This is a genomic window from Shewanella sp. MR-4, from assembly GCF_000014685.1.
GTDB lineage: Bacteria > Pseudomonadota > Gammaproteobacteria > Enterobacterales > Shewanellaceae > Shewanella.
This window is the reverse complement of the sequence record NC_008321.1, coordinates 63,709-87,389: the sequence shown is the minus strand read 5'-3', so window position 1 is coordinate 87,389 and position 23,681 is coordinate 63,709. Positions and strand designations below refer to the sequence as shown.

21 protein-coding genes are annotated in these 23,681 nt (G+C 49.0%); 8 read left to right on the top strand and 13 right to left on the bottom strand.

Annotation, left to right across the window (positions count from 1 at the left end; translation table 11 throughout):
- Positions 1–22 precede the first annotated feature (22 nt).
- Positions 23–388, bottom strand: coding sequence for a GntR family transcriptional regulator (locus SHEWMR4_RS00405; RefSeq protein WP_011620909.1), 366 nt, complete (start codon positions 386–388; stop codon positions 23–25).
- Between the two features lie 92 nt (positions 389–480).
- Here SHEWMR4_RS00405 and SHEWMR4_RS00400 point away from each other — a divergent pair, with 92 nt between their 5' ends.
- From SHEWMR4_RS00400 to SHEWMR4_RS00385, 4 genes are all read left to right on the top strand, one after another.
- Positions 481–2,088, top strand: coding sequence for an alpha/beta hydrolase (locus SHEWMR4_RS00400; RefSeq protein WP_011620908.1), 1,608 nt, complete (start codon positions 481–483; stop codon positions 2,086–2,088).
- Positions 2,089–2,090: 2 nt separating this feature from the next.
- On the top strand, positions 2,091–2,825 hold the full coding sequence (locus SHEWMR4_RS00395) for an ATP-binding cassette domain-containing protein (protein ID WP_011620907.1): 735 nt from the start codon (positions 2,091–2,093) through the stop codon (positions 2,823–2,825).
- 88 nt (positions 2,826–2,913) lie between these two features.
- Positions 2,914–4,053: an ABC transporter permease gene (locus SHEWMR4_RS00390; protein ID WP_011620906.1), complete on the top strand. Its 1,140-nt coding sequence runs from the start codon at positions 2,914–2,916 to the stop codon at positions 4,051–4,053.
- Between the two features lie 49 nt (positions 4,054–4,102).
- Positions 4,103–4,363, top strand: coding sequence for a hypothetical protein (locus SHEWMR4_RS00385; protein WP_011620905.1), 261 nt, complete (start codon positions 4,103–4,105; stop codon positions 4,361–4,363).
- Between the two features lie 3 nt (positions 4,364–4,366).
- Here the strand turns inward: SHEWMR4_RS00385 and SHEWMR4_RS00380 are convergent, their stop codons facing one another.
- Complete coding sequence (locus SHEWMR4_RS00380) at positions 4,367–5,410, bottom strand: GlxA family transcriptional regulator (RefSeq protein ID WP_011620904.1); 1,044 nt, start codon at positions 5,408–5,410, stop codon at positions 4,367–4,369.
- 151 nt (positions 5,411–5,561) lie between these two features.
- Here SHEWMR4_RS00380 and SHEWMR4_RS00375 point away from each other — a divergent pair, with 151 nt between their 5' ends.
- Entirely contained in the window at positions 5,562–5,780 is a 219-nt protein-coding gene (locus SHEWMR4_RS00375) for a hypothetical protein (protein WP_011620903.1), read from the top strand.
- 33 nt (positions 5,781–5,813) lie between these two features.
- Here SHEWMR4_RS00375 and mog read toward each other — a convergent pair whose 3' ends face one another.
- The 4 genes from mog to SHEWMR4_RS00355 form a co-directional block, all read right to left on the bottom strand.
- Complete coding sequence (mog, locus tag SHEWMR4_RS00370; RefSeq protein ID WP_006083754.1) at positions 5,814–6,347, bottom strand: molybdopterin adenylyltransferase; 534 nt, start codon at positions 6,345–6,347, stop codon at positions 5,814–5,816.
- A 205-nt stretch (positions 6,348–6,552) separates the two neighbouring features.
- Positions 6,553–7,512, bottom strand: a complete 960-nt coding sequence (locus SHEWMR4_RS00365) for a carbohydrate kinase family protein (protein WP_011620902.1) — start codon at positions 7,510–7,512, stop codon at positions 6,553–6,555.
- Between the two features lie 92 nt (positions 7,513–7,604).
- On the bottom strand, positions 7,605–10,001 hold the full coding sequence (locus SHEWMR4_RS00360) for a TonB-dependent receptor domain-containing protein (protein ID WP_011620901.1): 2,397 nt from the start codon (positions 9,999–10,001) through the stop codon (positions 7,605–7,607).
- Between the two features lie 259 nt (positions 10,002–10,260).
- On the bottom strand, positions 10,261–11,481 hold the full coding sequence (locus SHEWMR4_RS00355) for an MFS transporter (RefSeq protein WP_011620900.1): 1,221 nt from the start codon (positions 11,479–11,481) through the stop codon (positions 10,261–10,263).
- Between the two features lie 256 nt (positions 11,482–11,737).
- On the opposite strand from SHEWMR4_RS00355, the gene gtfA reads away from it, so the two are divergent.
- The gene (gene gtfA, locus SHEWMR4_RS00350) at positions 11,738–13,222 is read left to right on the top strand and encodes a sucrose phosphorylase (RefSeq protein ID WP_011620899.1); all 1,485 of its coding nucleotides are present in this window, start codon (positions 11,738–11,740) and stop codon (positions 13,220–13,222) included.
- 58 nt (positions 13,223–13,280) lie between these two features.
- Here gtfA and SHEWMR4_RS00345 read toward each other — a convergent pair whose 3' ends face one another.
- The 4 genes from SHEWMR4_RS00345 to SHEWMR4_RS00330 form a co-directional block, all read right to left on the bottom strand.
- Positions 13,281–14,309, bottom strand: coding sequence for a LacI family DNA-binding transcriptional regulator (locus tag SHEWMR4_RS00345; protein ID WP_011620898.1), 1,029 nt, complete (start codon positions 14,307–14,309; stop codon positions 13,281–13,283).
- A gap of 88 nt (positions 14,310–14,397) precedes the next feature.
- On the bottom strand, positions 14,398–15,846 hold the full coding sequence (locus SHEWMR4_RS00340) for an MFS transporter (protein WP_011620897.1): 1,449 nt from the start codon (positions 15,844–15,846) through the stop codon (positions 14,398–14,400).
- A gap of 24 nt (positions 15,847–15,870) precedes the next feature.
- On the bottom strand, positions 15,871–16,335 hold the full coding sequence (locus SHEWMR4_RS00335) for an NlpC/P60 family protein (RefSeq protein WP_041408656.1): 465 nt from the start codon (positions 16,333–16,335) through the stop codon (positions 15,871–15,873).
- Between the two features lie 115 nt (positions 16,336–16,450).
- Positions 16,451–17,188: a sulfite exporter TauE/SafE family protein gene (locus SHEWMR4_RS00330; RefSeq protein ID WP_011620895.1), complete on the bottom strand. Its 738-nt coding sequence runs from the start codon at positions 17,186–17,188 to the stop codon at positions 16,451–16,453.
- Between the two features lie 425 nt (positions 17,189–17,613).
- On the opposite strand from SHEWMR4_RS00330, the gene SHEWMR4_RS00325 reads away from it, so the two are divergent.
- Complete coding sequence (locus SHEWMR4_RS00325; protein WP_011620894.1) at positions 17,614–18,234, top strand: hypothetical protein; 621 nt, start codon at positions 17,614–17,616, stop codon at positions 18,232–18,234.
- Positions 18,235–18,323: 89 nt separating this feature from the next.
- Here the strand turns inward: SHEWMR4_RS00325 and SHEWMR4_RS00320 are convergent, their stop codons facing one another.
- The 3 genes from SHEWMR4_RS00320 to SHEWMR4_RS00310 form a co-directional block, all read right to left on the bottom strand.
- Entirely contained in the window at positions 18,324–19,568 is a 1,245-nt protein-coding gene (locus tag SHEWMR4_RS00320) for an MFS transporter (RefSeq protein WP_011620893.1), read from the bottom strand.
- 107 nt (positions 19,569–19,675) lie between these two features.
- The gene (locus SHEWMR4_RS00315) at positions 19,676–20,407 is read right to left on the bottom strand and encodes a LytR/AlgR family response regulator transcription factor (protein ID WP_011620892.1); all 732 of its coding nucleotides are present in this window, start codon (positions 20,405–20,407) and stop codon (positions 19,676–19,678) included.
- The gene (locus SHEWMR4_RS00310) at positions 20,401–22,074 is read right to left on the bottom strand and encodes a sensor histidine kinase (protein ID WP_011620891.1); all 1,674 of its coding nucleotides are present in this window, start codon (positions 22,072–22,074) and stop codon (positions 20,401–20,403) included. Before SHEWMR4_RS00310 ends, SHEWMR4_RS00315 begins: the two co-directional genes overlap by 7 nt.
- A 484-nt stretch (positions 22,075–22,558) precedes the next feature.
- On the opposite strand from SHEWMR4_RS00310, the gene SHEWMR4_RS00305 reads away from it, so the two are divergent.
- Positions 22,559–23,482, top strand: a complete 924-nt coding sequence (locus SHEWMR4_RS00305; RefSeq protein WP_011620890.1) for a pirin family protein — start codon at positions 22,559–22,561, stop codon at positions 23,480–23,482.
- Positions 23,483–23,681 lie beyond the last annotated feature (199 nt).

Here is a 23,681-nt window from a genome sequence, read left to right as displayed (position 1 = left end):
TTTTCACTTAGCTCGACTCAGGCTACCAACGCTCATTAATCAATTGCAGTAACTCGGGCAAACTCACGCCCAGCTGCTTTGCCTGCGCCAGCAAGGCATCTAATTGCGGCTCGAGCAGACTCACGCCCGACTCCATCGCCTCGGTACGCGCCGCAACCCTAGTCGCCTGACCACGGCGGCGCTCTAGCCAACCTTGATCGACCAATTGCTGAATCGCGCGGGACACCGTCATTGGATTGACCGCAAGATATTCAGCAATTTGGCGCACTGAGGGTAATACGTCTTCCTCTTGCAACTGGCCGCCCACAATCAAGCGCACGATTTGCTCGTGTAATTGCTTGTAAATTGGCTCACCACTGCTGGGGTTGACATTTAAAAGTTCTAACATTAGTCTTTACACACTGTATTAATACATTGATACACCGATACACTGTGTTTAAAGTAACACACTCATCCTGAAATGCAAAAAGGAAAGCGCTCATGATAGATAGCATGATCCACAGGAAGTCCCATAATGCCAGCGCTGACGTGGCAATGAAGCGCATTGATACGCACCAGCTCTCGAGCAAGTTAAGCAAAAGCATCATCAGTTTGAGTGCGCTGATGCTCGCCATGGGTAGCGCCACGGCTTGGGCGAGCGACAACTCAGTAAAGCCCACTGAATCCGCCAACACCTGTTATGTGGAGGGCGTGTCGGACCGCTTAAACTGCGGCTTTGTCACTGTGCCGGAAAACCCTAATAAGCCCGATGGCAAACAGATCCAAGTGCATTATGTGGTCTTGCCCGCGGTGAAAAACGTCAACCACGAAGAGGCCTTACTGGCGATCGCCGGCGGCCCAGGTCAATCGGCCATAGATAACGCGGCAGGCTTCGATAGCATGCTGAACAAAGTGCGCCAGCAGCGCGACATTTTGCTTATCGATCAACGGGGCACAGGCCGCTCGAATCCACTAAACTGCGACTCAGGCCCGCAATCTCCGCTCGCCATCGACGAGGATAATGTCGATACCTTGGTCGAGGCACAAAAATGCCGCGATCAATTCCCCGATACTGACGTCACCCAATATGGCAGCCTCAATGCGGTGCAAGACTTCGAAGCCGTACGCGCCAAGTTAGGCTATAAGAAACTGCACCTCTACGGTATCTCCTACGGCACACGTATGGCGCAGCTCTATATGCGCTTATATCCCGAGCACTTAGCCACAGTCACCATAGACGGCATTGTGCCCATGCAGCAGAGCGTATTGGAGATTGGCTCGGCGATTGAACGTGGCTTTGACTTGCTGTTTAAAGACTGCCAAGACACAGCCGCCTGCCATGCCGAGTTTCCTGAGCTCAAAGCCGAGTTTGACCAAGTAGTCGCTAAACTCAGCCAAGGGCCAGTGATGGAGCAAGTGCACGACCCTGTGACGGGAGAAAAGACCCTACTCACTATGACTCGCTCAAAGTTTTATGGCGCGATCCGCATGGCGCTGTATCAAACCAATGTGCGCGCCTTAGTGCCCCATGCGATTCATCAGGCCGCTAAGGGTAACTACCAACCATTACTCGGGTTATTTGCCTTAACTACGGATAATGCGGGTATGGCAATGGGCATGCACGCCTCCGTCGTCTGCGGCGAAGACATGCACCGCATCACTCCGGCGATGCGTGAACAGGCCAAAAACTCCTATGTCGGCAAAACCATGCTCGAGAGCCTCGAAACCTCGTGCTCTGTGTGGAAGGTGCCTGCGGTCGATGCCAGCTTTAGCGAGCCTATCAAGAGCGATATCCCCACACTGTTGCTGTCGGGCGAAATTGACCCAGCAACCCCACCGAGCTGGGGTGAACTGGCGATGGAAAAACTCACTAACGCCAAACACTTTGTCGCGCCATACGCCACCCATGGCGTGGCCTATCAGTCCTGTGCCAATAACTTAATCGCCGAGTTAGTGCGTACTGGTTCGGTCAAAGATCTCGATGGTGAATGTTTGAAGAAGGATGTACGCCGTAGCTTCTATTTAAATGCCAGCTCGGTTGAGCCACTCGCGACCGAAGCCGCAACCCAATCAGCCAAGGATAAGCCCAGCACTGGTGCCAAGGAGTAATCATGATCAAAGTATCCCATCTTTCTAAGCGCATCGGCGAAGTGCAGGCCCTAAACGATTTGAGTTTCGTGGCCGAAAATGGCCAGATCACCGGCCTGCTCGGCCCCAATGGCGCGGGTAAAACCACCTGTTTACGCACGATTTTCGGGCTGTTAAAACCCGACACTGGCACGGCTGAAATTGAAGGTATCGACGTTGCCATCGACCCGATTGGCGCTAAGCAGCAGTTAGGCTTATTCCCCGACCCGTTCGGTCTGTATGAGCGCTTAACGCCGCGGGAATATATCCGTTACTTTGCCGAACTCAGCGGTTTATCCGCAAGCGATGCCAAGGCGGCCACCGACAATGTCATCGCCAAATTGCGCCTCGAAGATATCAGCGACCGCCGCTGTAAAGGCTTCTCCCAGGGGCAAAGAATGAAGACCGCCCTCGCCCAGGCCATAGTCCACAGCCCGAGCAATATTATCCTCGACGAGCCAACCCGTGGACTCGATGTCATGAGCACTCGTTTGCTGCGCGACATTCTTATCGACCTTAAGAATCAAGGGCATTGTGTGCTGTTTTCCAGCCATGTGATGCAGGAAGTCGCGGCATTGTGCGACCAAGTGATCGTGATGGCGCAGGGCCGAGTGGTCGCCATCGGCAGCCCTGAACAGCTCTGCGCGCAAACGGGTAAGTCCTCACTCGAAGATGCCTTTATCCAGCTGATCGGCACCGATGAGGGGATTGCCGCATGATGACTCACAGCATTAACGCTCACACAAATTGCGATAACGCCTGCTTCGACCTCATGGCGAACAGACAAACTTGGGATAAGGAATAATCATGAACAAAATCATCGCAATGGTTCGCAAGGAACTGATAGACGCCGCCCGCGATAAACGCTCTGTGATGGCGGGCCTCTACTACGCCATCGGCACGCCGCTGATCATGTGTGGCCTGTTTATGGTGCTTATCGGCCAACTGACCAGCCCGGACGATCTCAAAATCAGCATCACTAACCCCGACAAAGCACCTGACTTAGTGAGATTTTTGTCCAACAAGGGCATTACCCAAGGTGAAGCTGGCGCTAAGGATCTGAAAGCCATCGAGCTGATTATCAGCCCCGACTATGCCAAGCAGATGAACCAAGGCAAAGGCGCCGAAATCACTATCGTGGCCGATAACTCAGAGGAAAAACTGCAAAACTCGATTCGTCGCTTAGAGAAACAGTTGCAGGCCTACAGCGCCGAAATGGGCAGCCTACGCTTAATCGCCCGTGGCATCGACCCTCGAGTGGTGCAGCCACTGAAAGTGAATGTGCATGACCAAGCCACGACCGACTCTAAGGGCGGGATGATTTTAGGCATCGCCATTTTCACTATGATTTATTCAGTGTTTATCTCGGGGATGAATCTGGCCATCGACACCAGCGCCGGTGAGCGTGAGCGCAACTCCTTGGCATTGTTACTCAGCCATCCGCTGACCACACGCCAGTTAGTGCTCTCGAAAATCATCGCCGTCGGCCTGTTTGCCCTGCTCGGCTTAGTGTTGATTTTACTGGTGTCTAAGGTCGCCTATACCTTCGTGCCTTGGCAGGAACTCGGCTTTAGCGTCAGCATCACCAATGAGTTTATGGCGCTAATGCTGCTGGTCGGTATTCCCGTCGCGCTGATGGCCGCCTGTCTGCAATTGTTTGTGTCCTTTATGGCCAAAACCTTTAAGGAAGCCCAGTCCTACCTGACCATGGTGTTGTTTGTGCCCTTGGCGCTATCGATGGCGGCCAGCTACAACATAGCGCCGGACATTCTGCAATGGTTGCCCGTCTCCGGTCAGCAACAGGCGCTGATGGACTTTATCAAAGGTAAGGACATGAGCATGCTGCAACTGCTGGTATCGACGCTCGACACCCTAGCCATCGCCCTCGTCTTGGCGCTTGGTATGGAAAAATCCTTAAAGAGTGAAAAAGTGGTCTTCGGCTTATAACACTATCGACCCAAGGGCACTGTACGCCCTTGGGTTAAAGAGGTCAGTTATGGAAAACGAATATGTGCTGATGGTGATCATGGTGACTTTTGTGGTGAGCGTGAGTGCCACAGAAATGTTTAAGCATTATCTAAAAATCCGCCAACTGGGCGGCGGCAACGAGCGACAGCTTGAGGATAAACTCACGCAACTGAGTTTACAGAATCAAGTGCTTACCGAGCGTGTGCAAGTACTGGAGCGCATAGTGACAGACGCAGAGAACGACACTGCCAAGACATCTCTGGCGCAACAGATTGACGCGCTGAAATAGCCATTAATGCAGTTCGGCCTCGCAGCAGTTGTCGCTATCAAACTCATATTGCTGAGTATTAAAGCGCTGCCTGTAGGCCCTCGGGGTTAAGCTCGTTAGCTGAATGAATAATTTGCGAAACGAGCTGACATCCTCATAACCCACACGGGTGACCACTTCCTCTAAGCCTAGACTGGTCGTTTCCAATAGACGTTTTGCCTCATCCACCCGCAGACGCTGCACATAACTGGCCGGAGTCTCGTTTAACGCCTTTTTAAAGCGGCGAATAAGGGTGCGCTTACCTAAAGCAAATTTATCAGCAATATCATCCAGTAACAGGGGTTCGGTTAAATGATGCTGCATCCATTGCTGCACATTCCAAATCACCTCGTCCTTATGGCTCGACGTCATCAGATCCATGGTCATAAAGGGTTGTTGGGATTGGCGATTAGGATCAATCAGCAGGATTTTTGCCATCTGGCTTGCTAACTGCTCACCCACCAAAATGTGCACTAAATGCAGGGCGAGGCTCATATTCGAGGTCGTCGCCCCTGCGGTATGCAGATGGCCGTCGGACACCACCAGCTTGTCCATCCGCAGGTTCACCTTGGCAAAATGTCGCTGAAACATCTCATTCAGCCACCAGACAGTCGTCGCCTCGCGTCCGTCCAGCAGGCCGGAGGCCGCTAAAATCAAGGTGCCAGAGCAATAGGCTGCCAATGGTTTACCTGAGGCAGCAAATAGCCTTAACGGTTCAAATAAGAATTCAAAATCATTGAGATAGGTTTGGAATTCGTTCTTGTTAGTCACCATGGCCGAAGCCAAAATCACCGCATCGGAGTGCAGAATATCACTCGGGGTATTAAGCCCAACGGCAGGCACTTTAATACCTTGATTCGTTAGGATATCACCGCCATGACTCGACACCACTTGGCACTCAAACAAGTCTTGTTCGGCCTGTGGATTGACTCGCCGCCAATAGGTATTGCAGAAACTAAACACATCGAGAAAACCAATAATCCCGCTGGCAACCGTATTATCCGTCGCCAAAATAGTGATCCTTCTCATCCCAATGCCCTCCCCAGCCTCATCATGCATTGAGTCTAGCGCACTGGCCAAAAATGTCACTACTCACCCTAAAACTGTCAATAACGACACTTCAAACCCAATATGGGAGTTTTTAGACTGTGCTTAAATCTCCAGCACACAGGACGACACTATGACACAGCGCACCCTCAGCCAGTTTAAACGCCTGCTGGCCTTTGGCTTACTCAGCCTCATTTGGGCACTCTTGCTCTGGTTAAACTTCAGCATTGCACCCAATGCCTTCGCGCATTTTGTGGCTATCCCAGTGCTGTTTATCGCGACGGGCGTGTCGGCGCTGCTAATCACCAGCAAGCCACCAACTCCGAACAAGCCAATAAAAAACCCAAGCTAGGCTTGGGTTTATGTCATCTTGCTGTGCGGCGCGTTATTTTGCCTTAGGCCTAAAAGGCTTAATCACGGCTTCGTTACACTCGAGGTACGGCCCTTCCATCAGGTCGATGCAGTAAGGGATGGCGGGGAACACCGCATCTAAACATTCGCGGATAGATTTTGGCTTGCCCGGCAGGTTCACAATTAAGGAATCCCCTCGCAAGCCCGCAGTTTGGCGCGAGAGAATCGCCGTCGGTACAAACTTTAACGACTCGGCGCGCATCAACTCGCCAAAGCCCGGCATCATGCGATCGCACACGGCCTCAGTCGCCTCTGGCGTAACATCACGCTTGGCTGGGCCAGTGCCGCCCGTGGTCACAATCAAGCAGCAATCCTGCTCATCGGCCATCTTGATCAGGGTCGCTTCAATCACATCCTGCTCGTCGGGGATCACTTGATAAATCGGCTCCCACTCGCTGGTGAGGTAATCATTGAGGGTGTCGATAATGGCCTTGCCCGAGATATCCTCATAAATCCCCGCACTGGCACGATCGCTTACCGTAACAATCCCGATTTTTGCTTTGCTCATAGGAAATCCCCAATCATGTTGAAATAAAACCAATCGACCGAAAGCAGAGGAGAAACCTATGCTCCTTCGACTATAAGCCGCAGCTAAAATAGCATAAATGCTCGACTAATGGGGCAAGTAAAACGTGATGAAGTTCGCGCAATAGGCTCGAAAAAAAGCTAAGGCAAGCAATCACTCACCTCAGCTTGATGGTTTGCAGGAAGTGTTAACTCACCTGTGACAATGTGGGCAAGGCAGGGAAAGCGCCCTTCTGCCCACAGGTTACGGCGCCGCAACGCACCGCAAACTCAATCGCCTTGCGCAACTGTGTCTGACATGCGAGTCGATGTTTTAAGGTTAGATGCTCGAGATCAAACGCTAACTCAGAACCTAGCGCAAACAAAAAACCCGCCATAAAGCTGTCGCCCGCCGCCGTGGTATCAACGGCTTTAATTTGTGGGACTGGCACGCTAAATCGTTCATTCACTGTGATGCATTGCACTGGATTGGCGCCGTCAGTAATCAGAATAACTTCAACACCTTGCGCCAAACAAAACTGCAAATAATCTTCAAAACTCTTATTCCGCGTTAACGCTAAATACTCAGCCTCTTCACGGCTCATTTTCAGCACTTGTGTGTAACGAAAACACTGCTCAACCCGCTCAGCAAGCAATGCGGTATCGGGCCAGAGCGATAAGCGCAAATTAACATCAAAACTCACTATCTTATTGAATGAATTCGCACAACGAGCGCCATAGAGACTCGCGTTAAAAATGCTCGCTTCGGTAAAGGTATTGGAGCAGAGATGGAAAATATCCATCTGTTGCCATGGAATGGCATCAAAATGGCGCTGACTATAGCAAAGATCGGCAGTCCCTTGGCGGTTAAACTCAAAGGTCCGTTCGCCATGCTCATCCAAATTAACCACCACAGTCGCCGTTGGCGCCTCCGGCACTTGGGTCAAGTAATCCGTTACAACCCCTTCATTCGCTAGGGCTTGTTTTAACATAGCCCCATAATCATCGGTGCTGATGCCGCCGGCAAAGTAACTCTTGCCCCCCAGTTTGGCATAACCCACAGCCACGTTTGCAGGCGCGCCGCCCGCAATGGCTTGATGGGACTTGCCGCTAATATCTGTGGGCAATAAATCCACTAACACCTCACCGAAACTGAGTAATACCGTCATATGGATCCCTTTATGTCTCTAATGGTTAAGCAAAAAGCCCATGCTTGATGGGCCTTTTAAATTGTTGGTTTTAAGCCTCAAACCCGCCGGAGTTAAAACTCGTATCTCAAGGTTGCACTCGTGGTTCTGCCATTAATGGTGCGAGCACGGATAATATTGTTATCAGGAATCGAACCCTCTTCAGCTTCGGTGATACCCGTGGCGTCAAACAGGTTGTTGACGTTTAACGAGACGCTTAAGGCCTGAGTCAAGTTGTAGGTTGCAAAGGCATTGACCTGATTGTAACCATCAAACTTGAGATCATTATTATCCTGTGCATAGGAGTCAGTGGTACCAATCAGGTTGATGCCCACTGAGCCTTGGTCAAAGTTATAACGGCCCATCAGCGAGTAGATAAAGTCGGCCTGTCTTCTTGGGGTATTCCCCACAACGTCTGGCGTTAACGCATCCTTGGCAATTTCAGCGTCGGTCCAAGTGACATTGCCCCTAAAATCGAAGTCACCGATAAAATAGGCCGATTCAATTTCAATACCTTTGGCTTTGTACTTACGGTCGAAGAAACGCTGACTGGTCGCCTCGAAGTTTTGCTCTTCGGTCTCTGAATAGAAAGCGGTCGCGAACACAGATAAATCATCGTAACGGTACTTAACGCCTAACTCATATTGATCCACATTATCGACAGCGTCTTCTTTTGCCACTGAACCATCGGCACGAACCTTACCAAATAACAGGCGATCCGCATTGGCGCGGCCACCATGACTCAAGCGACCAAAGGCGGCTAAATCACTGTCAAACTGATAATTTGCGCCGAGTGAATAGGAGGTGTAGCTCCAGTCATAATTCACAGGTTGCGGATTGGCATTATCGATAGAAGAGACGCTCTGCTCAGGAATAGAGATAACGCCATCCAAGTTCATATCCACTTGCGATTGCACATTACCTGCGTAGTAACCACTGGCATCACCGCTGTCGTACCGCACACTGGCATCCAGCGACAAATCCCCAAAGCTTGACGCTACCGCAAGATAAGGCGCCTTAATGTTGTATTCGGTATCGTAATTACGTTGGCAACAGTTGCCCCAATAAGGCACACCATAGCCGTAGAGCCCAGCATCGGAATAGGCGGTACCATCGGCGGCCACCACATCGAGCAATGCGGCGTTATCCCCTTTGACTTCCATCAGATAGGAGTTCCACATCCAGGTCATATTGATATTTTGGGTGGCATTGTAATAACCCAGAGTAACGCTGGTATCGTCAAAAGTTTTCGTTAATTTTAAGTCGTTTACGATTGAGCCAAAGTCATTCATCTTGACGTCGAAGGTATGGATACGCATGGCGAGTCCATCCATAGGATTGCCCGCATCGGGACCATTGGCATAAATCAACTTGGCGCCAGTGCCGGCAATACTGGCCGCAATGTCGGCTCCATTAGCCACTTCGGCAGGGAATGGCGCCATAAAATTACCGCTCACATCCGAGAAACGGAAACGGTTTTCGACTTGCCAATCATTGCCCAAATCAAAAGACGCTTCTAATCCCACAGAGTTAACCTCAGGATTCATACCATCGCGCATATCACCACGACGACGCTCACCATCGGCACCTAAACTCAGGGTTGAGAGGAAATAAGCTGATTGAATGGCATCGGATTTCGCATTAAAACCTGGGACAGAACTACCGTCCGAATACATTGGCATGGGTAAGTAGCCAATACTCTTATCATCTAAGTGTTTAAAATAAAGACGAACATAGCCACTATCGAACTCTTTGGTAATGTTGGCTTTTACCTGGCCGCCCTTGTTGGCATCATAACCAGCTTGGCGAGGACCTTCGCCAGTCCGCACAAATCCCCCCACATGGAAACGCAGGCTGTCATTGATACTCGTGCCATATTCAAAGTCGGTGCGGAAGGTATCGTAGTCCAAGCCAAAGGTGGTAGACACGCTGCCAGCATCCGAGCTACCAGTTTTACTGATCACGTTAATAATACCGCCGGGAGCATTACTGGCCGCAGTAGACGCCGAACCACCGCGAATCGATTCAATGGTTTGCACTGTAGAATCTAAGCGTAAGAAGATATCCGCATTACCAAAGGCAATATCGCCAAACTGCAGAATAGGTAATCCATCTTCTTGGATTTGAAGAAACTTAGCACCGCCCGATGCCACAGGTAAGCCACGGACAGCAATGTTAGCGTTACCTTCACCACCCGTTGATTCCACCTTCATCCCCGGAATGATCCGGAATGCTTCGGCAGATGAACGGGGAGTACTAACCTCCAACTCGGCGAGTGATACGCTGCTAACTGACACGCTCGAGTCCATGACGCGGGTACCACGAGCAACGCCCGTAACGGTAATACGCTCGAGGCCTAACGCATCTTTCTTGGTTTCTTCCTGCGCGGGTGCATCGGCAGCCCAAAGCTGAGAACTCACCAAGACGGCGATGGTACTTAACAAGAATTGTTGTGATGTGCGATTTATCATTTTTATGTCCCCACCCATATTTTGAGAAGCTGCCTATATCTCCCCACGGCAACTTCTACTGAATTGTTGTTAATCGATTAGTGAGTCTTGTTTGGTTCCCAAAAACATCTTAATCGATTAAGTTAACAAGTTAGCAACTAAATAACAAAAAGCAAGTGCGTTTTTTGTACAAGCCAACAAACTTAAAGTGGGAACAGCTGGCAATTAATTGATTAATCGAAAAAATGTGACAGAAAAAATTTTTCTGTCACATTTCAATTCAAGCGGTTTCACGGCTTAACAGAGCTTGAGAAGGATCTTTAATCAGATTAACCCCCGCTAACAGGCACAACAAAACGGCAAACCCGGTTGCGAGGTAAAAGCCATACTTCACATGGCCGAAAATATCCCCAACTAACCCCATGCACAGGGGAGCCAACGCCGCAGAAACCGCGGTAAAAAACAGGATAACTCCAGCCACAGAGCCGTGCTGTGCCACGGGGAAACAACTGATCCCCTTGGAGTTTAAAGTGGGATACATCATTGACATAAACAGCCCAGAGAGGGGCAAGAGAATAACTGCGGCCTCAACGCCATAGAGCATAGAGCCGAGGTAGCAAATGCTGATCGCTAAGCTAAACCAGAACATAACCTGTTGCCACGAAAAGTGATTTAGTATCCACCCTCCCAAAAACCGTCCACCCGCTCGCAGGGTAAAAAAGATGGTCAAGGCATAGGCCGCAAGTACTGTGTAATCCCCCTGATACTCTTGCAGCAAGCTAGGCATCCATACATAAATCGCCACTTCGGTGGCCACATACAAACCAATAGCAAGGGAAAAACCTAATGCATAAGGATTTTTCATCATACTGAAGGTATTCGTCAGATTAATTGTTTCCGTTGAAGATCGCTTAACCTGCGGATAATCGGCCCTAAATGCTAACCAACAGAGCAGCAGACAAAACACACCCGCCCCAAAATACAAATACTTCCATGACACACCACTGATAAGCAGATAGCTGACAATGGCTGGCCCCACCATGGCGCCGACCCCAAAAAATCCTTCGACCGTATTCATGGTGCTGGAATGCTGTTTTGTCGACCGAGAAATATCACCGATCAGGGCTAAGGCCCCGGTTTTAAATACCCCTATTGCCAAGCCCACCAAGGCCAATAGCAGCAGGAAATAATAAAACGACTCCCCAAGCGCAAATAAAAAACAGGCAATGGCGAACAACAACAGCCCTAATAAAATGGTTAGTTTACGCCCTATTTTATCCGCCAAAAAACCGAGGAATAGACCACTTATTGCAATAAAAATCATCGGCATATAATGAAAGGCGCTCGCCTGTGATAAAGAGAGGCCAAACTCAGAAATGAGCTGAGGAATGATCACGCCCACGGCATCTGAGGTCATAGCGAACATAAAAAACATTAAATACGTCAACACTCTAATTCGAGTGTGATGGCGATTTTCTGCAGAATTTGAATCACTTACCATACTGTTTCACCTTATCGTTATCGCGCTAAATCCCCTTTGAAGCTAGCTAAGCCCCAAACAGCTTTAGGCATTATTTATGTACAGCAGTGAGTTAATCCCCCCAAAACCAAGACTAACTCAAAAATCTAACAAACCACTTGAATAATGTTTCACATTGGTTAAATATACAACTTAATCGATTAAGTTTGTTTGTGCAATTTATAAATAACCGCCAGCAAACTTTACTCTGGGAAGGCTACTCAAGCGTGGGCAAAGTATGAAAAATCAAGTGCAATTGATCACCTATGTCGATCGGATAACCGGTGCCGGACTCAAACAACTCAAAGCCTTACTCGATAATGAGTTAGATGGTTTATTTGGGGGCGTTCATCTACTGCCCTTTTACTATCCCATCGATGGCAGCGATGCGGGGTTTGATCCCATAGACCATGTACAAGTGGACTCACGCTTAGGTGATTGGGACGATGTCAAAAACATAGGCGAAGCGTTCGACATCATGGCCGACTTGATCGTTAACCACATGTCCGCAGAATCTCCCGAGTTTAAAGATGTGCTCAAGCATGGCAAACAATCGGTTTACTGGGATTTATTCCTGACCAAGGACAAGGTATTCCCTGAGGGATTAAGTGAACAGGATCAAAAAGCTATCTATCGCCCCCGCCCAGGGAGCTGCTTTAGCACTTACACCTTAGCGGATGGTTCAACGGAAGAATTTTGGACCACCTTTACCCGTAACCAGATCGATATCGATGTTAACTCAGCTGCAGGTAAGGATTATTTAAACCGCGTATTGGCGCGATTTAACCACAGCAAAGTCAATTTAATCCGCTTAGATGCCGCAGGGTATGCAATCAAAAAGCCCGGTACTAGCTGCTTTATGATTGAGGAATCCTTCGAGTTTGTGGATAAATTAGCGAAGCAAGCTAATGAGTTAGGTATGACAACCCTAGCCGAAATCCACTCCCATCATATGACGCAAATCGATATCGCCAAACGAGTGGACATGGTTTACGACTTCGCCCTGCCACCGCTCATCCTGCACACGCTGTTTAGCCAAGATTGTAGCGCCCTGAGTCACTGGCTAGACATGGCCCCTCGCAACTGCATCACAGTACTCGATACCCACGATGGCATTGGTATTATCGATGTCGGCCCAATGGATGGCTTACGCGGATTATTGGACGAAAAACAAATCGATAATCTGGTCGAAACCATACACGGCAACAGTCAAGGCGAGAGTCTACAAGCCACAGGGGCGGCCGCCAGCAATGTCGATTTGTATCAAATCAACTGCACTTATTACGATGCCCTAGGGCAAAATGATCTAGATTACTTGATGGCGCGAGCAATTCAGTTTTTCGCACCGGGTATTCCGCAGGTCTACTACACAGGCCTGCTTGCCATACCAAACGACATGACGTTGCTGAATCAAACCCACGTCGGCCGAGACATTAATCGCCCCTATTTAAACCGGGAAAAAGTGCAACAAGCCCTGCAAAAACCTGTGGTTAAAGCCCTCATCCAATTGATTAAACTGCGTAATAAGAGCGCAGCATTCAATGGCCGCTTTTCGATGGCAGCAAGTGGAAAAACACTAACTCTCACATGGTCTGCACAAAATGCATCGGCCAGTCTTAGTCTCGACTTTGCCCATAAACAAGGGCTGATCACCCTACTTGATGAGCAAGGCATCGAAACCCAAATCGCATTAGCAGACCTGCTCACTCAAGCACAGGCCTAATGCAGAACAAAAACAAAAGGCGCTTAATTAGCGCCTTTTGCATATAAAACTGATTGTATTAACAGCTTTTGCCTAAACGTAGTTCATACCCTAATACCTGAGCATGCACGGCATCGTCGATAAACATCTGCGCCGCCATTTGGCCTTTTTGTTCCGAGTATTGGTAAACCGTGGTCAGTGGTGGATTCGAGCGAGTCGCCTCATCAATACCATCAAATCCCACGACACGAATATCCTCCGGAATCGCTAATCCCATGGCCTGCGCCTCACCCAGCACGCTGAGGGCAATTAAGTCGCTCATGCATAAAAATACATTGGGTCTTGGGGTTGAGTTTAATGCCTCCTTGGCCGCAATCCGCGCATACTCCGCATTACTTTCCGGAATATTCCAAATCCGATCATTACCAAGGGTGACACCCGTTTCCTCAATCGCCTGTAAATATCCCTGCAACCTCTGGTGCGCAATCGACATATCGATTTCGAGCAAATTCAAATCGTAAACTCGGCAGGTTAAATGGGTATCGAGTAGCCTCAATCCCAATATTGCAACTTGATCGGTGGGAGATTTTAACGCCAATTTTGCCACCTCATAGGCGGCTAACTTATTGTCAATGCTGACAGAGGCGTTGCGGTGGATATCAAAATCCACAGTAACCACCTTCTTCTTAACCTGTTTTAATTGCTCGGCGAGCAAGGCATTGCGCGGGCGACCATAACAAATAAACCCATCCACAAAATCGGCCACCGCATTCACACTGTCGGAGCTGCCAGAAAATAGCAGTAAGTTGAGTTTTTCCCGCTCCAATACCGAAGCCACCCCCTTCATAAACTTACTGGCGACAGGATCGGACACCATATATTCAACACTATCGGACAGTACCAGCGCGACGGTATCAAATTTGCCCCTACGTAGGGACTGCGCCGCCTTATTTGGGCCAAAATACCCCAGTTTAGAGCAGGCGGCTAAAATCTCGTTGCGACGTTTTTCCGATAGCTGATCGGGACGATTAAAAGCATTAGAAACAGTGGCGTTAGAGACACCTAGCTCGTTTGCTATGCTCTTTAAGGTCCAGTTTTTAGTTGTCATGCAGAATTCCTGGCAAAGAATGGGGTCACAGCGGAAGCTAACCTACCGCAAATACTACACAGCTTAAATCCGTCGTGCACCAACAAATCTACTCATGATCCCTAAGCGCAGTCGCAGGCGACAAATAACCCACAATCGCCGAGCTGAGCGCCACCAGTGCCGCCGCGATAAAACCCCATTGGAAAGCGTGATGCACAACCTCTATGGGTAACTGCTTTATTGCCGCAATTCCCACCTGTGCCCCGTCGAGCGGCAATAAGCCATATAGCAACAGACTGAATAAAGCCGTACCAATTGCCGCGCCCATGGAACGACTCAAGGACACCATAGCGGTGATTTGGCTTAAACGCGCCTTGCCCGACACGCTCTGCACCACTAGCTGCACGCTGGGCATCACAGTCCCTAAACCAATGCCCACCAGCACACCTAAAGCACCGATAAGATTCGCATTCGGCGGCACTAAACCGATTAAGAGCAAACCGATAAAGGCCAAGCCCATGCCGAAGGTCGGCAACCATTTAGGCGCCACATCCCGACTCAACAGCCTGCCAGCGATGGTGGAGCCCGTCACAATGCCAAAGGTCATTGGCATCAGCAGCAAGCCCGTTTTGGCCGGATTGGTGTGCAGACCGACCTGCAAGTAAATGGGTAAAAAGAAGATCATCGCAAACAGGCAGGCGGCAAACAGCGCGGCCGTGAAGAGCGGCATATAAATGGCTTTATTGGCGAGTAAATCCAGCGGTAAGAAAGGACTCTCACGCCGACGTTCCCACCACAACAGCACAAGGGCACCCACACAGATAAATCCCATAAAGCCTAAGCTTGTGGCCGATAGCCAAGCAAAGTCTTGCCCCGCCACGGACAACCAATACAGCAGCGCTGTGATGATCGTGGGAAATAACAGTACGCCGAGTAAGTCAAACCGCCCTTGCCGCACCGGTTTAACACTCTGTTTATGCAGGCGATTAAGCCGCCAAACCGCCAGCATGACCAAAGGAATATTCGCCCAAAATAACCAGTGCCAAGAATAGGCATGCACCACAAAGCCACCAATCACAGGGCCGCCAACACTGGCGAGGGTAAACATAGCGGCAAAATAGCCCTGAAAACGTGCCCTTTGCCGTATAGGCACCAATTCCCCCACAAGGGATTGGGACAGACTCATCAGCCCGCCACCACCGAGGCCTTGGAGGATCCGGCCAGCAATCATATGGTCCATAGTCCCAGCACTGGCGGAAACAATTGAACCCAACGCAAACACCACTAAGGCGATCATCAGAATTTTAGCGCGGCCATAGTTATCCCCTAGCCAGCCGTAAATAGGCACACTGGCCGCCATCGCCAGCATATAACCGATAGTGATCCACGAGGCTTGCCTGAGGCCGCCAAGATCTTCCACTATCGCTGGGGTGGCGGTAGCGAGTAAGGTTTGATCGACCGCCGCCAGAAACATGGGTAAGAATACGGCGGAGAAAATCGCCAGAAAAACCGAGGTGGGCAGAGGCTCATGAGGGGACGAAGCAGACGCTGGGGTCATAGAGTCTCCACCTGTGATTAAGGCTTAAATTCGCCTTGCATTCCAATACTTTGATGCCCAATAACTGTTTAGCAGGCTCGAAATTTTCACCCCTTGGCTCGTCGAGACATGGAGAAAATTATTCCCGCCCACATAAATGCCGACATGGTGCGTGCTCCAACCCGTTTTGAAAAACACTAAGTCGCCTTTACGCAGTTGGTCCCGCGCCACGGGTTTGCCGAGGGCTTGCTGTTCTTCCACTGTGCGCGGCAGAGTCATGCCCAACATCTTTTGATAAGCGACCGACACAAAGGCCGAGCAATCGATGCCTTTCTTAGTGCCGCCACCTAGGCGATAGGGTACGCCGCGCCATTCGGAATGGAAATCGGCGATATTGCTATCGTTCCAAACGGAGACAGGTTCAACTTGCTTCACCACAGGCTTAGGTTCTGGCGCGCTCGCACAGGCGCCAAGACCTAAGGCTAAGATAACTATCAGTAATCGTTTCATTAGCGTAAAACTCATCGCAGGCAATTCTTGCGTAATATCGGGTGCTATCAAAGCGATAACGAAAATATCGTGAAAAAACCGATGGTAACAGCCTAAGCTAATCCCAAGCTTAAAACTATAACGCCGTCCACAATAAACGAATACCCACCAGCACCATTAAAATCAAGATGATGCGTTTAAACAACCTATCGCTGATCTTATCTTGGATCGCCAACCCCAGTTTTACGCCTAACCAAGCCAGAGGCGCAAGTAATAGCGAAATCAGAATGTTACCTTGGTTAATTTGCCCGAGCAGACTGTAAGGTACCAACTTAACCAGATTCACCACCGCAAAAAATACCACTGCCGTGGCTAAAAACTCTGGCTTGGCCAAGCGTAACGGCAGCAAATAGGCATTCAGTGGTGGCCCGCCCGCATGGGCCACAAAGCTGGTAAAGCCTGCGGTTAAGCCACAAAGCCGCCCCACGAGTGGCGAAGGCTTAGCTTGGGTTTTATCCCCTAATATCAAGCCATAAAGACCAAAACCTAAGGAAACACAGCCTAAAATCGCCCGTAAATAATCTTCGTTTAAGCGGTCGAACAACCAATAGGCCATGCCTATGCCCACAATCGCCGCGGGTAAAAGGATCCATAATTGGCGAGGGTTATGTTGGCCCCACCAGGAGCGAACACTTAAAAAATCCATATAAATCAGCAATGGCAACATGATTGCCGCCGCGGTTGCCGGGCTAATGGCCAGCGCTAACAGGGGCACGGTCAAGCCACCGACGCCGCCGGCAAAACCTGATTTAGAGATCCCAGTGATCAACACCGCTGGAATCGCCACCAGCCAAAAAACAGGGTCTGTTAACATCAACACATCCTGAATAACGCTTTATGGCTATCAAGTTACCTGTTGTTGGCGCGATAAAAAATGCTTCTACAAAGATTTTTAGCTACTAAAAATCTCAGAGCTCAAAAACATATAACCTCACAAGCAGATTAAAAAACATACACCCTTTACTTTTGCAGTCTTAATATTTGAAATAGATTGCATGATTTATATTTAAAATTGATAACCTAACATCATTTCATTACAATTCAGCCGCATAAGTATGAAGAAGTTACACACATCTTTAAACTTTAACCAGTAGATAAATGGAATTGCCAAGCTCGTAATAGAACATAATTTGTTCAATCATCTTATCTGGGTAATCCTGCCTTATTATCTACGCCCTTCTAAGCTGTTATATCGCACACCCAATAGTGTGCCTCGAACCTTAATATAAGGATTATATTGTGTTCAAAAATACTGCAAAATTTTTTGTTATTTTTTCCGTTTTATTTCTTTCAGGTTGTGCACAAGTCTTAACTGCCGAACAATCGGCCCCTGAGATCAATTTCAGTGCAGCAGAAAAACCACTCACAATCGCGGTTATCGACAAACGTGAATACGTAATTGATAATGACAAAACACCAGCTTTTGAAGGACTTATTCGCAGTGGCTTTGGTATCCCCTACTCTTATAACACTCCCACAAATGAGGCAATGTCTGTTTACCTATCCAACAGACTTGTCGCAGGTTTCAATAAGAAAGGAATTAAGGCTGAATCAGTTGAAACCTCACCTAAGATGAGTATCGATGCAGCGGTTACCCAAGTCAGCAATAAGGGTAATAAATCGATTATTTTCATTTTAAATGAGTGGAAATATGATTATCACACATTATCAGATAATTCGTGGTACAACCTTGACCTGATGATCATTGATGAAAATGGCACAGAGAAACTCGTCAAAAACTTCACTGGTGAAAATGATATTCCTGAAGGCGTAATCGTAAATGAAATGCAACTAATTTATAAACAACGCTTCGAAGCTATATTTAAAGATGCTGAAGTAATTCAGGCCTTAAATCTATAATTTTCACTTCAATTGACATTAAAAGTCCGCAGCTATTTGGCTGCGGATTTTTGTTTGAGCTCTTGGCTAAGAGGGCAAAGTGTTTGTGCTTACGCCGATTCAGTCGCCATGTTCACTAAGTGGGTTGTGCTCTTGGTCGCTTTCTTGGCTGATGCTGGAGTTTTAGGTTCTGGCAAACGTATGGTTAATGACATCACTAACGCCACCACCAGCAGCACTAGAATCACGTTGAAGGTCGCGATAAAGCCACCGAATAACGAGGCGACAATCGAACCTATAATGCTGCCTATACCAAAACCTAAGTAGATAACACCATAATTTTTAGTCAGGTTATTCAGGCCGAAGAAGTCACTCACCAATGAGGGATAAACAGTAATAGTGCCACCAAAACTAAAGGCAACGCAGGCGACCGCGACGAAGAACAAGTTAGCATTCAAAGGTACAAACAACAGTAACACCATACCGACTAAGGTGATGATCTGCGCCAGCGAAATGACCCGAATACGAGGGATTTTGTCCGACAGAATACCCAGCACCAAGCGACCACAGAGGTTCGCCATCGCAATGACAGCAACCGCATTGGCGGCGACTAGTACGGGCAAGTCGACCATCTTCTCGCCGATATCTTTCGCCACACCAATCACATATAAACCACTCATACAGGCCGATAGGAACATCAGCGCCAACATCCAGTATTGTGGCTTACTCATGGCTTCTGCGAGGGTGAAGTCGCGGCTTTCGGCTTGCTGACTTGCGGCGGATTGTGCTGGCGCATCTTTCATCAACATGCCGCCACACAAAACTAGCGCCATGGCGATTAGGCCCCACAGTTGGAAGGTAGTTTCAAGGCCTGTGTTTTCGAGTAACAACATGTTGATGTACTTGAATCCGAGACTACCTAGACCATAAGCACCAATCGCTAATGCCGAAATCAGCCCTTTGCGTTCGGGGAACCACTTCACGCAGTTAGACAAGGTCATCAAGTAGCCAGTGCCATCGGCAAAGCCCACTAAAATCCCGGCACACAGGTAAAGCATCATCAAGTTACTGGCTTGGGCTGTGAGTAAGAATCCCAACCCGAGTAACACACCTGCACCTAAGGTGACATTACGCACGCCGAAGCGTTCCTGTAATTTACCCGCCATGGAAGAAGCCACGGCCAAAGACAAACTCAGTAAACCAAACACAAATGCCACTTGGCTAACGGGTTCATCGAGCTTTGCAGCCAATTGCGCATTGAACAGGCTCCAAGTGTAAACAGAGCCGAGTGCAAACTGGGTGATAATAGTACCAACTAAGGTCAGGTACCGAGTACGGTTCATCTCTTTAGTCATGATGCATCTCGCTTTAGGGGATCAGGAATTGAGTCCACTATAAGAGAGATGCAATTGGCGCCGATCAATTAAGGCATGAAATACAGATCTGCAGGAATGAATGACAATTACAGCCTCATCAGCTGTCGAAAAGCCTTAATATTACTACGGCTAACGGGCACCTCAAACGACAAATCATGCAAGCGGATCAGATAAGTGCTATTAAACCAGGGCACGATTTCGCGGATTTTGTTGATATTGACGCAATAGGAACGGTGGCAACGGAAAAAGCCCTCGGCGGGCAAGCGGCTGACAAACTCGCTGATGGTCATCTGCATCACATAGCGGTCGGTGCGGGTATACACATAGGTGAGTTTTTCATCGGCCTCGGCGTAATAAATTTGTTCGCAGGGCGTGACGATAATTCGCTCACCTTTGACTAAGTTGACGGTACGACTGGCGTTACTCGCAGCCTCATGCTGTGGCTTGGGTGCTTGTCGCCCAACTTGCTCAATTTTCTGCAATAAACTGATGATCCGCGGCTCATTGTAGGGCTTGAGAATATAATCGAAGGCTTCGAGTTCGAACGCTTCTACCGCAAATTCTTTATGGGCTGTGACAAACACCACATGGGGTGGATGGGTCGATTTATGCAGATTTTTCGCCAGCAATAGGCCATCGATAGACGGAATTTGGATATCCAAAAACACCACATCGACCTCATGATCCTGCAAATATTTAAAGGCTTCCAAGCCATCCTCAAAGCTTGCCACTATGTCTATCTCACTGTGGCTCTTTACTAAATACTCCAGCTCCTCACGGGCCAGATATTCATCTTCAACTATGATGGCTTTTAACATACTTGCGCCTCATTTTCTGGTAAATAAAAGCTAACTTCGGTCCCCGGATTTAGCCGTTTAAGCTGTAGCCCTTCACCGTACAATAACTTCACCCTCTGGTGCACATTCGTCAGTCCAATACTGCTGCTCTCGATACGACCGGCGGCGACACCATCAATTACCTCTTGGCTAATGCCATAACCCGTATCACGCACGGCCACCCGAATGCCAGCATCGAGTTTTTTCACCTCTATGGTCACTCTGCCCGGCGCACTACGCGGCTGAATGCCGTGCAAAATGGCGTTTTCCACCAGCGGCTGTAACAGGAGACAAGGCACACAAAAATGCACATCGTCGACATCGAATACCACTTCAAGCTTGTCGCCATAGCGCGCCTGCTCTATCGCCACATAATCGCGTACTTGTTTAACTTCTTCTTGGATATCAATCAGCTCATCGCCTTTGTCTAAGTTATAACGCAGATAATCGGCCAGATTGGCAATCAACTCCCGCGCCTGCTGTGGTCGAATGCGGATCAAAGAAGAAATCGCATTGAGGGCATTAAACAAAAAGTGTGGGTTAATCTTGCTCTGCAGTGCAGTGAACTCCGCCTTACGGGTCATCTCTTGCAGTTGCTCGATGCGCGACACCTCAATCTGGGTCGAAATCAACTGCGACAAGCCCACCGCCATCTCCCGCAGCGAGCTGGTAATCCGGTAGTTATTGCGATAATAAATCTTCAGCGTACCGCTTACCGTGCCGTTTTCGCGCAGCGGAATTATGATGACCGAATGAAAATCAGATAAATGATATTGGCGTAAGTCGTTGTTAATAATGTTTTGATCTAGCTCTATCGCCCTTTGCGTCATTTCACTAATGGCCTGATGACCATCAACCTCGTAGTAATCTTTACCAACGCCCATATAGGCTAATACATCGCGAGTATCGGTAATCGCCACGGCATCGGCATGGATTTCATTACGGATCACGGCGCACACTTGCTCTAAGGCTTGGCGATCAATTTTGCGGAAGAAAGGTAAGGTTTTGTTGGCAATATCCAGCGCGAGCTTGGCCTGCTTAGCGGCAATCAGTTCTTTTTCATCGTCGAGGTCTTGCACTAGCTTGATGATAAGTCCAATACACACAGTGCCTGCGATCATGGGATAGGCAATGTGACTCACTATCTCAACGCCTACCTCGTGTGGCTCTGTCAGCAGCCAAATCAACAACATGGTCAGTGTTTCGCACAACATGCCCGCCGCAATGCCATAAATCCACAACTTAGATTTGGGACATTTATAGTAAATCCAGGTCGCCATTAGACCGGCAATAATGCTGGCGATTAGACACGGGATAGAAGTATCGCCATCCATATCAATCAGATATCTATGTAGCCCCGACAGCACGCCTGCAGGAATACCAACCCAAGGGCCAAATAGAATCCCGCCGGAAATAATCGCGATAATCCGCACGTTAACCAGCGCACCTTCAACCTCAATGCCAGTATAAGTACTGAACACCGCAAATAAGCAAAATATCGCCGCCACAGAGACCAGCTCTGCGGGGGTGTGATTACGCTTTTGGAATAAACGCTGGAACGGTCGAGTGCGGGTTAAAAAGAACAGGGTCATCAGCATCAAGGCTGCCCGTTCAAATACCGCCAGTAACATCATTTGATTTTCGAGCACGCTTCCCCCTAAGCCATCGCGCTGAGTGACGACCTAATTCTACATGTGAATTCTATCTGTGTTAGTGTTAAACGGTACGCTGAATGGATTAAGGTTTAGGCTAGCAACGTCGCCGCCACACCAGTACCGATAGAAAATAGACACGATTTTACAGATCTGACTTAACGCCTGAAGGATAAAAATCACCGAGACTAACCCAGAACTCGCCCGCGATGCGGCTCGAGTAAAACATCAAACGCTAATGCCCCACATAAATACAGGCTTGCTAAAGTAAAGGACAGCAAAAACTCCCATACACGCGGGCTCAGTCACATATTCGCCTTTGAATGGGGTTAACAAAGTCTATCTAAGGACAATTTGCAAAACCCGTGGGAATGCCCAAAGCTAATACCTTCAGTGCGAATGTAAGATAGGATCAAAACCAGTTCAGCATGCCAGATAAACACTAACTAAGTGTGTCCTCACCAAGGAATAAGGAGCGAACATGAGTGAAGTTCAAGCACAGTTTTACGGCGGCCCAAGGGAATGCCCCGTCGAAGATGGGCGGATCCAAATCCAGCATATTGCTCCCAAAATCAGTGATGTGGGCGGGATACCCGTGGCGCGGGCGATTCCACAAAAACCGCGTCGACTCATAGGACCATGGTGTTTTCTGGATCATATTGGCCCAGTCACCGACGGCCCCTTAATGAATGTGGGCGAGCATCCCCATATTGGCCTTCAAACCTTCACTTGGATGCTGGAGGGGGAAATCATGCACAGGGACAGCCTAGGTAGCGCCCAAGTGATCCGCCCAAAGCAAGTCAATCTGATGACCGCTGGCCATGGTATCGCCCACACCGAAGAGTCCGTCGAAGGTCATCGCACTATGCATGCGGTGCAGCTATGGATTGCGCTGCCGCTGGAGCACAAAGACACAGCCCCTAGATTCGACCATTATCCCCAGCTGCCCACTTGGCAGGAGGCGGGCGTCGAATTCACCCTATTGATTGGCTCGTGGAAGGATAAGCAAGCGCCCACGCTGCACTTTTCACCAATCGTCGCGCTCGATATCTTCGCCGCAGAGGCGACACAACTGACGCTCAGGCTAGACCCGCGATTTGAATATGGCCTAATGCCCCTCGAGGGCCGATTCGATATCGACGACGAGGCCTTTGATAACAATAACCTCGCTTATCTTGGCATGCTGCGCGAGAGTGTGACGCTCGAGCTTCACCCTGGCGCACGTTTACTGCTGATTGGCGGCGCGCCCCTCGCCGACACCGTCAGTATTTGGTGGAATTTTGTCGGCCACAGTAAGGAAGATATCGCCAGCGCCCAAGCCGATTGGGAGGCCAAGTCCCCACGTTTTGCCACAGTGCCGGGTTATAACGGCAAACGCTTAATGCCGCCGACCATCCCTTGGTAACCCAAGCCTTTCATGCTTAGCGCGAGGTAATCAAGCAAGATTGCCTCGCGTAATGGCGGTATTTATAGCCCTTTTCTAATGTAAGACGGCGAGCAGAACCGCCAGCCTGATGTAAATGTCAGACAATGACCACACGCCAAGCCACAGAAAATTTTACGGATTTTTTACGCGCTATCACCATAGGCCTTTGCTAGAGTAG

Bases quoted from the DNA above. Each gene is read 5' to 3' on its own strand.
- SHEWMR4_RS00405 (WP_011620909.1), bottom strand. From the start codon at position 388: ATGTTAGAACTTTTAAATGTCAACCCCAGCAGTGGTGAGCCAATTTAC.
- SHEWMR4_RS00400 (WP_011620908.1), top strand. From the start codon at position 481: ATGATAGATAGCATGATCCACAGGAAGTCCCATAATGCCAGCGCTGAC.
- SHEWMR4_RS00395 (WP_011620907.1), top strand. From the start codon at position 2,091: ATGATCAAAGTATCCCATCTTTCTAAGCGCATCGGCGAAGTGCAGGCC.
- SHEWMR4_RS00390 (WP_011620906.1), top strand. From the start codon at position 2,914: ATGAACAAAATCATCGCAATGGTTCGCAAGGAACTGATAGACGCCGCC.
- SHEWMR4_RS00385 (WP_011620905.1), top strand. From the start codon at position 4,103: ATGGAAAACGAATATGTGCTGATGGTGATCATGGTGACTTTTGTGGTG.
- SHEWMR4_RS00380 (WP_011620904.1), bottom strand. From the start codon at position 5,410: ATGAGAAGGATCACTATTTTGGCGACGGATAATACGGTTGCCAGCGGG.
- SHEWMR4_RS00375 (WP_011620903.1), top strand. From the start codon at position 5,562: ATGACACAGCGCACCCTCAGCCAGTTTAAACGCCTGCTGGCCTTTGGC.
- mog (WP_006083754.1), bottom strand. From the start codon at position 6,347: ATGAGCAAAGCAAAAATCGGGATTGTTACGGTAAGCGATCGTGCCAGT.
- SHEWMR4_RS00365 (WP_011620902.1), bottom strand. From the start codon at position 7,512: ATGACGGTATTACTCAGTTTCGGTGAGGTGTTAGTGGATTTATTGCCC.
- SHEWMR4_RS00360 (WP_011620901.1), bottom strand. From the start codon at position 10,001: ATGATAAATCGCACATCACAACAATTCTTGTTAAGTACCATCGCCGTC.
- SHEWMR4_RS00355 (WP_011620900.1), bottom strand. From the start codon at position 11,481: ATGGTAAGTGATTCAAATTCTGCAGAAAATCGCCATCACACTCGAATT.
- gtfA (WP_011620899.1), top strand. From the start codon at position 11,738: ATGAAAAATCAAGTGCAATTGATCACCTATGTCGATCGGATAACCGGT.
- SHEWMR4_RS00345 (WP_011620898.1), bottom strand. From the start codon at position 14,309: ATGACAACTAAAAACTGGACCTTAAAGAGCATAGCAAACGAGCTAGGT.
- SHEWMR4_RS00340 (WP_011620897.1), bottom strand. From the start codon at position 15,846: ATGACCCCAGCGTCTGCTTCGTCCCCTCATGAGCCTCTGCCCACCTCG.
- SHEWMR4_RS00335 (WP_041408656.1), bottom strand. From the start codon at position 16,335: ATGAAACGATTACTGATAGTTATCTTAGCCTTAGGTCTTGGCGCCTGT.
- SHEWMR4_RS00330 (WP_011620895.1), bottom strand. From the start codon at position 17,188: ATGTTAACAGACCCTGTTTTTTGGCTGGTGGCGATTCCAGCGGTGTTG.
- SHEWMR4_RS00320 (WP_011620893.1), bottom strand. From the start codon at position 19,568: ATGACTAAAGAGATGAACCGTACTCGGTACCTGACCTTAGTTGGTACT.
- SHEWMR4_RS00315 (WP_011620892.1), bottom strand. From the start codon at position 20,407: ATGTTAAAAGCCATCATAGTTGAAGATGAATATCTGGCCCGTGAGGAG.
- SHEWMR4_RS00305 (WP_011620890.1), top strand. From the start codon at position 22,559: ATGAGTGAAGTTCAAGCACAGTTTTACGGCGGCCCAAGGGAATGCCCC.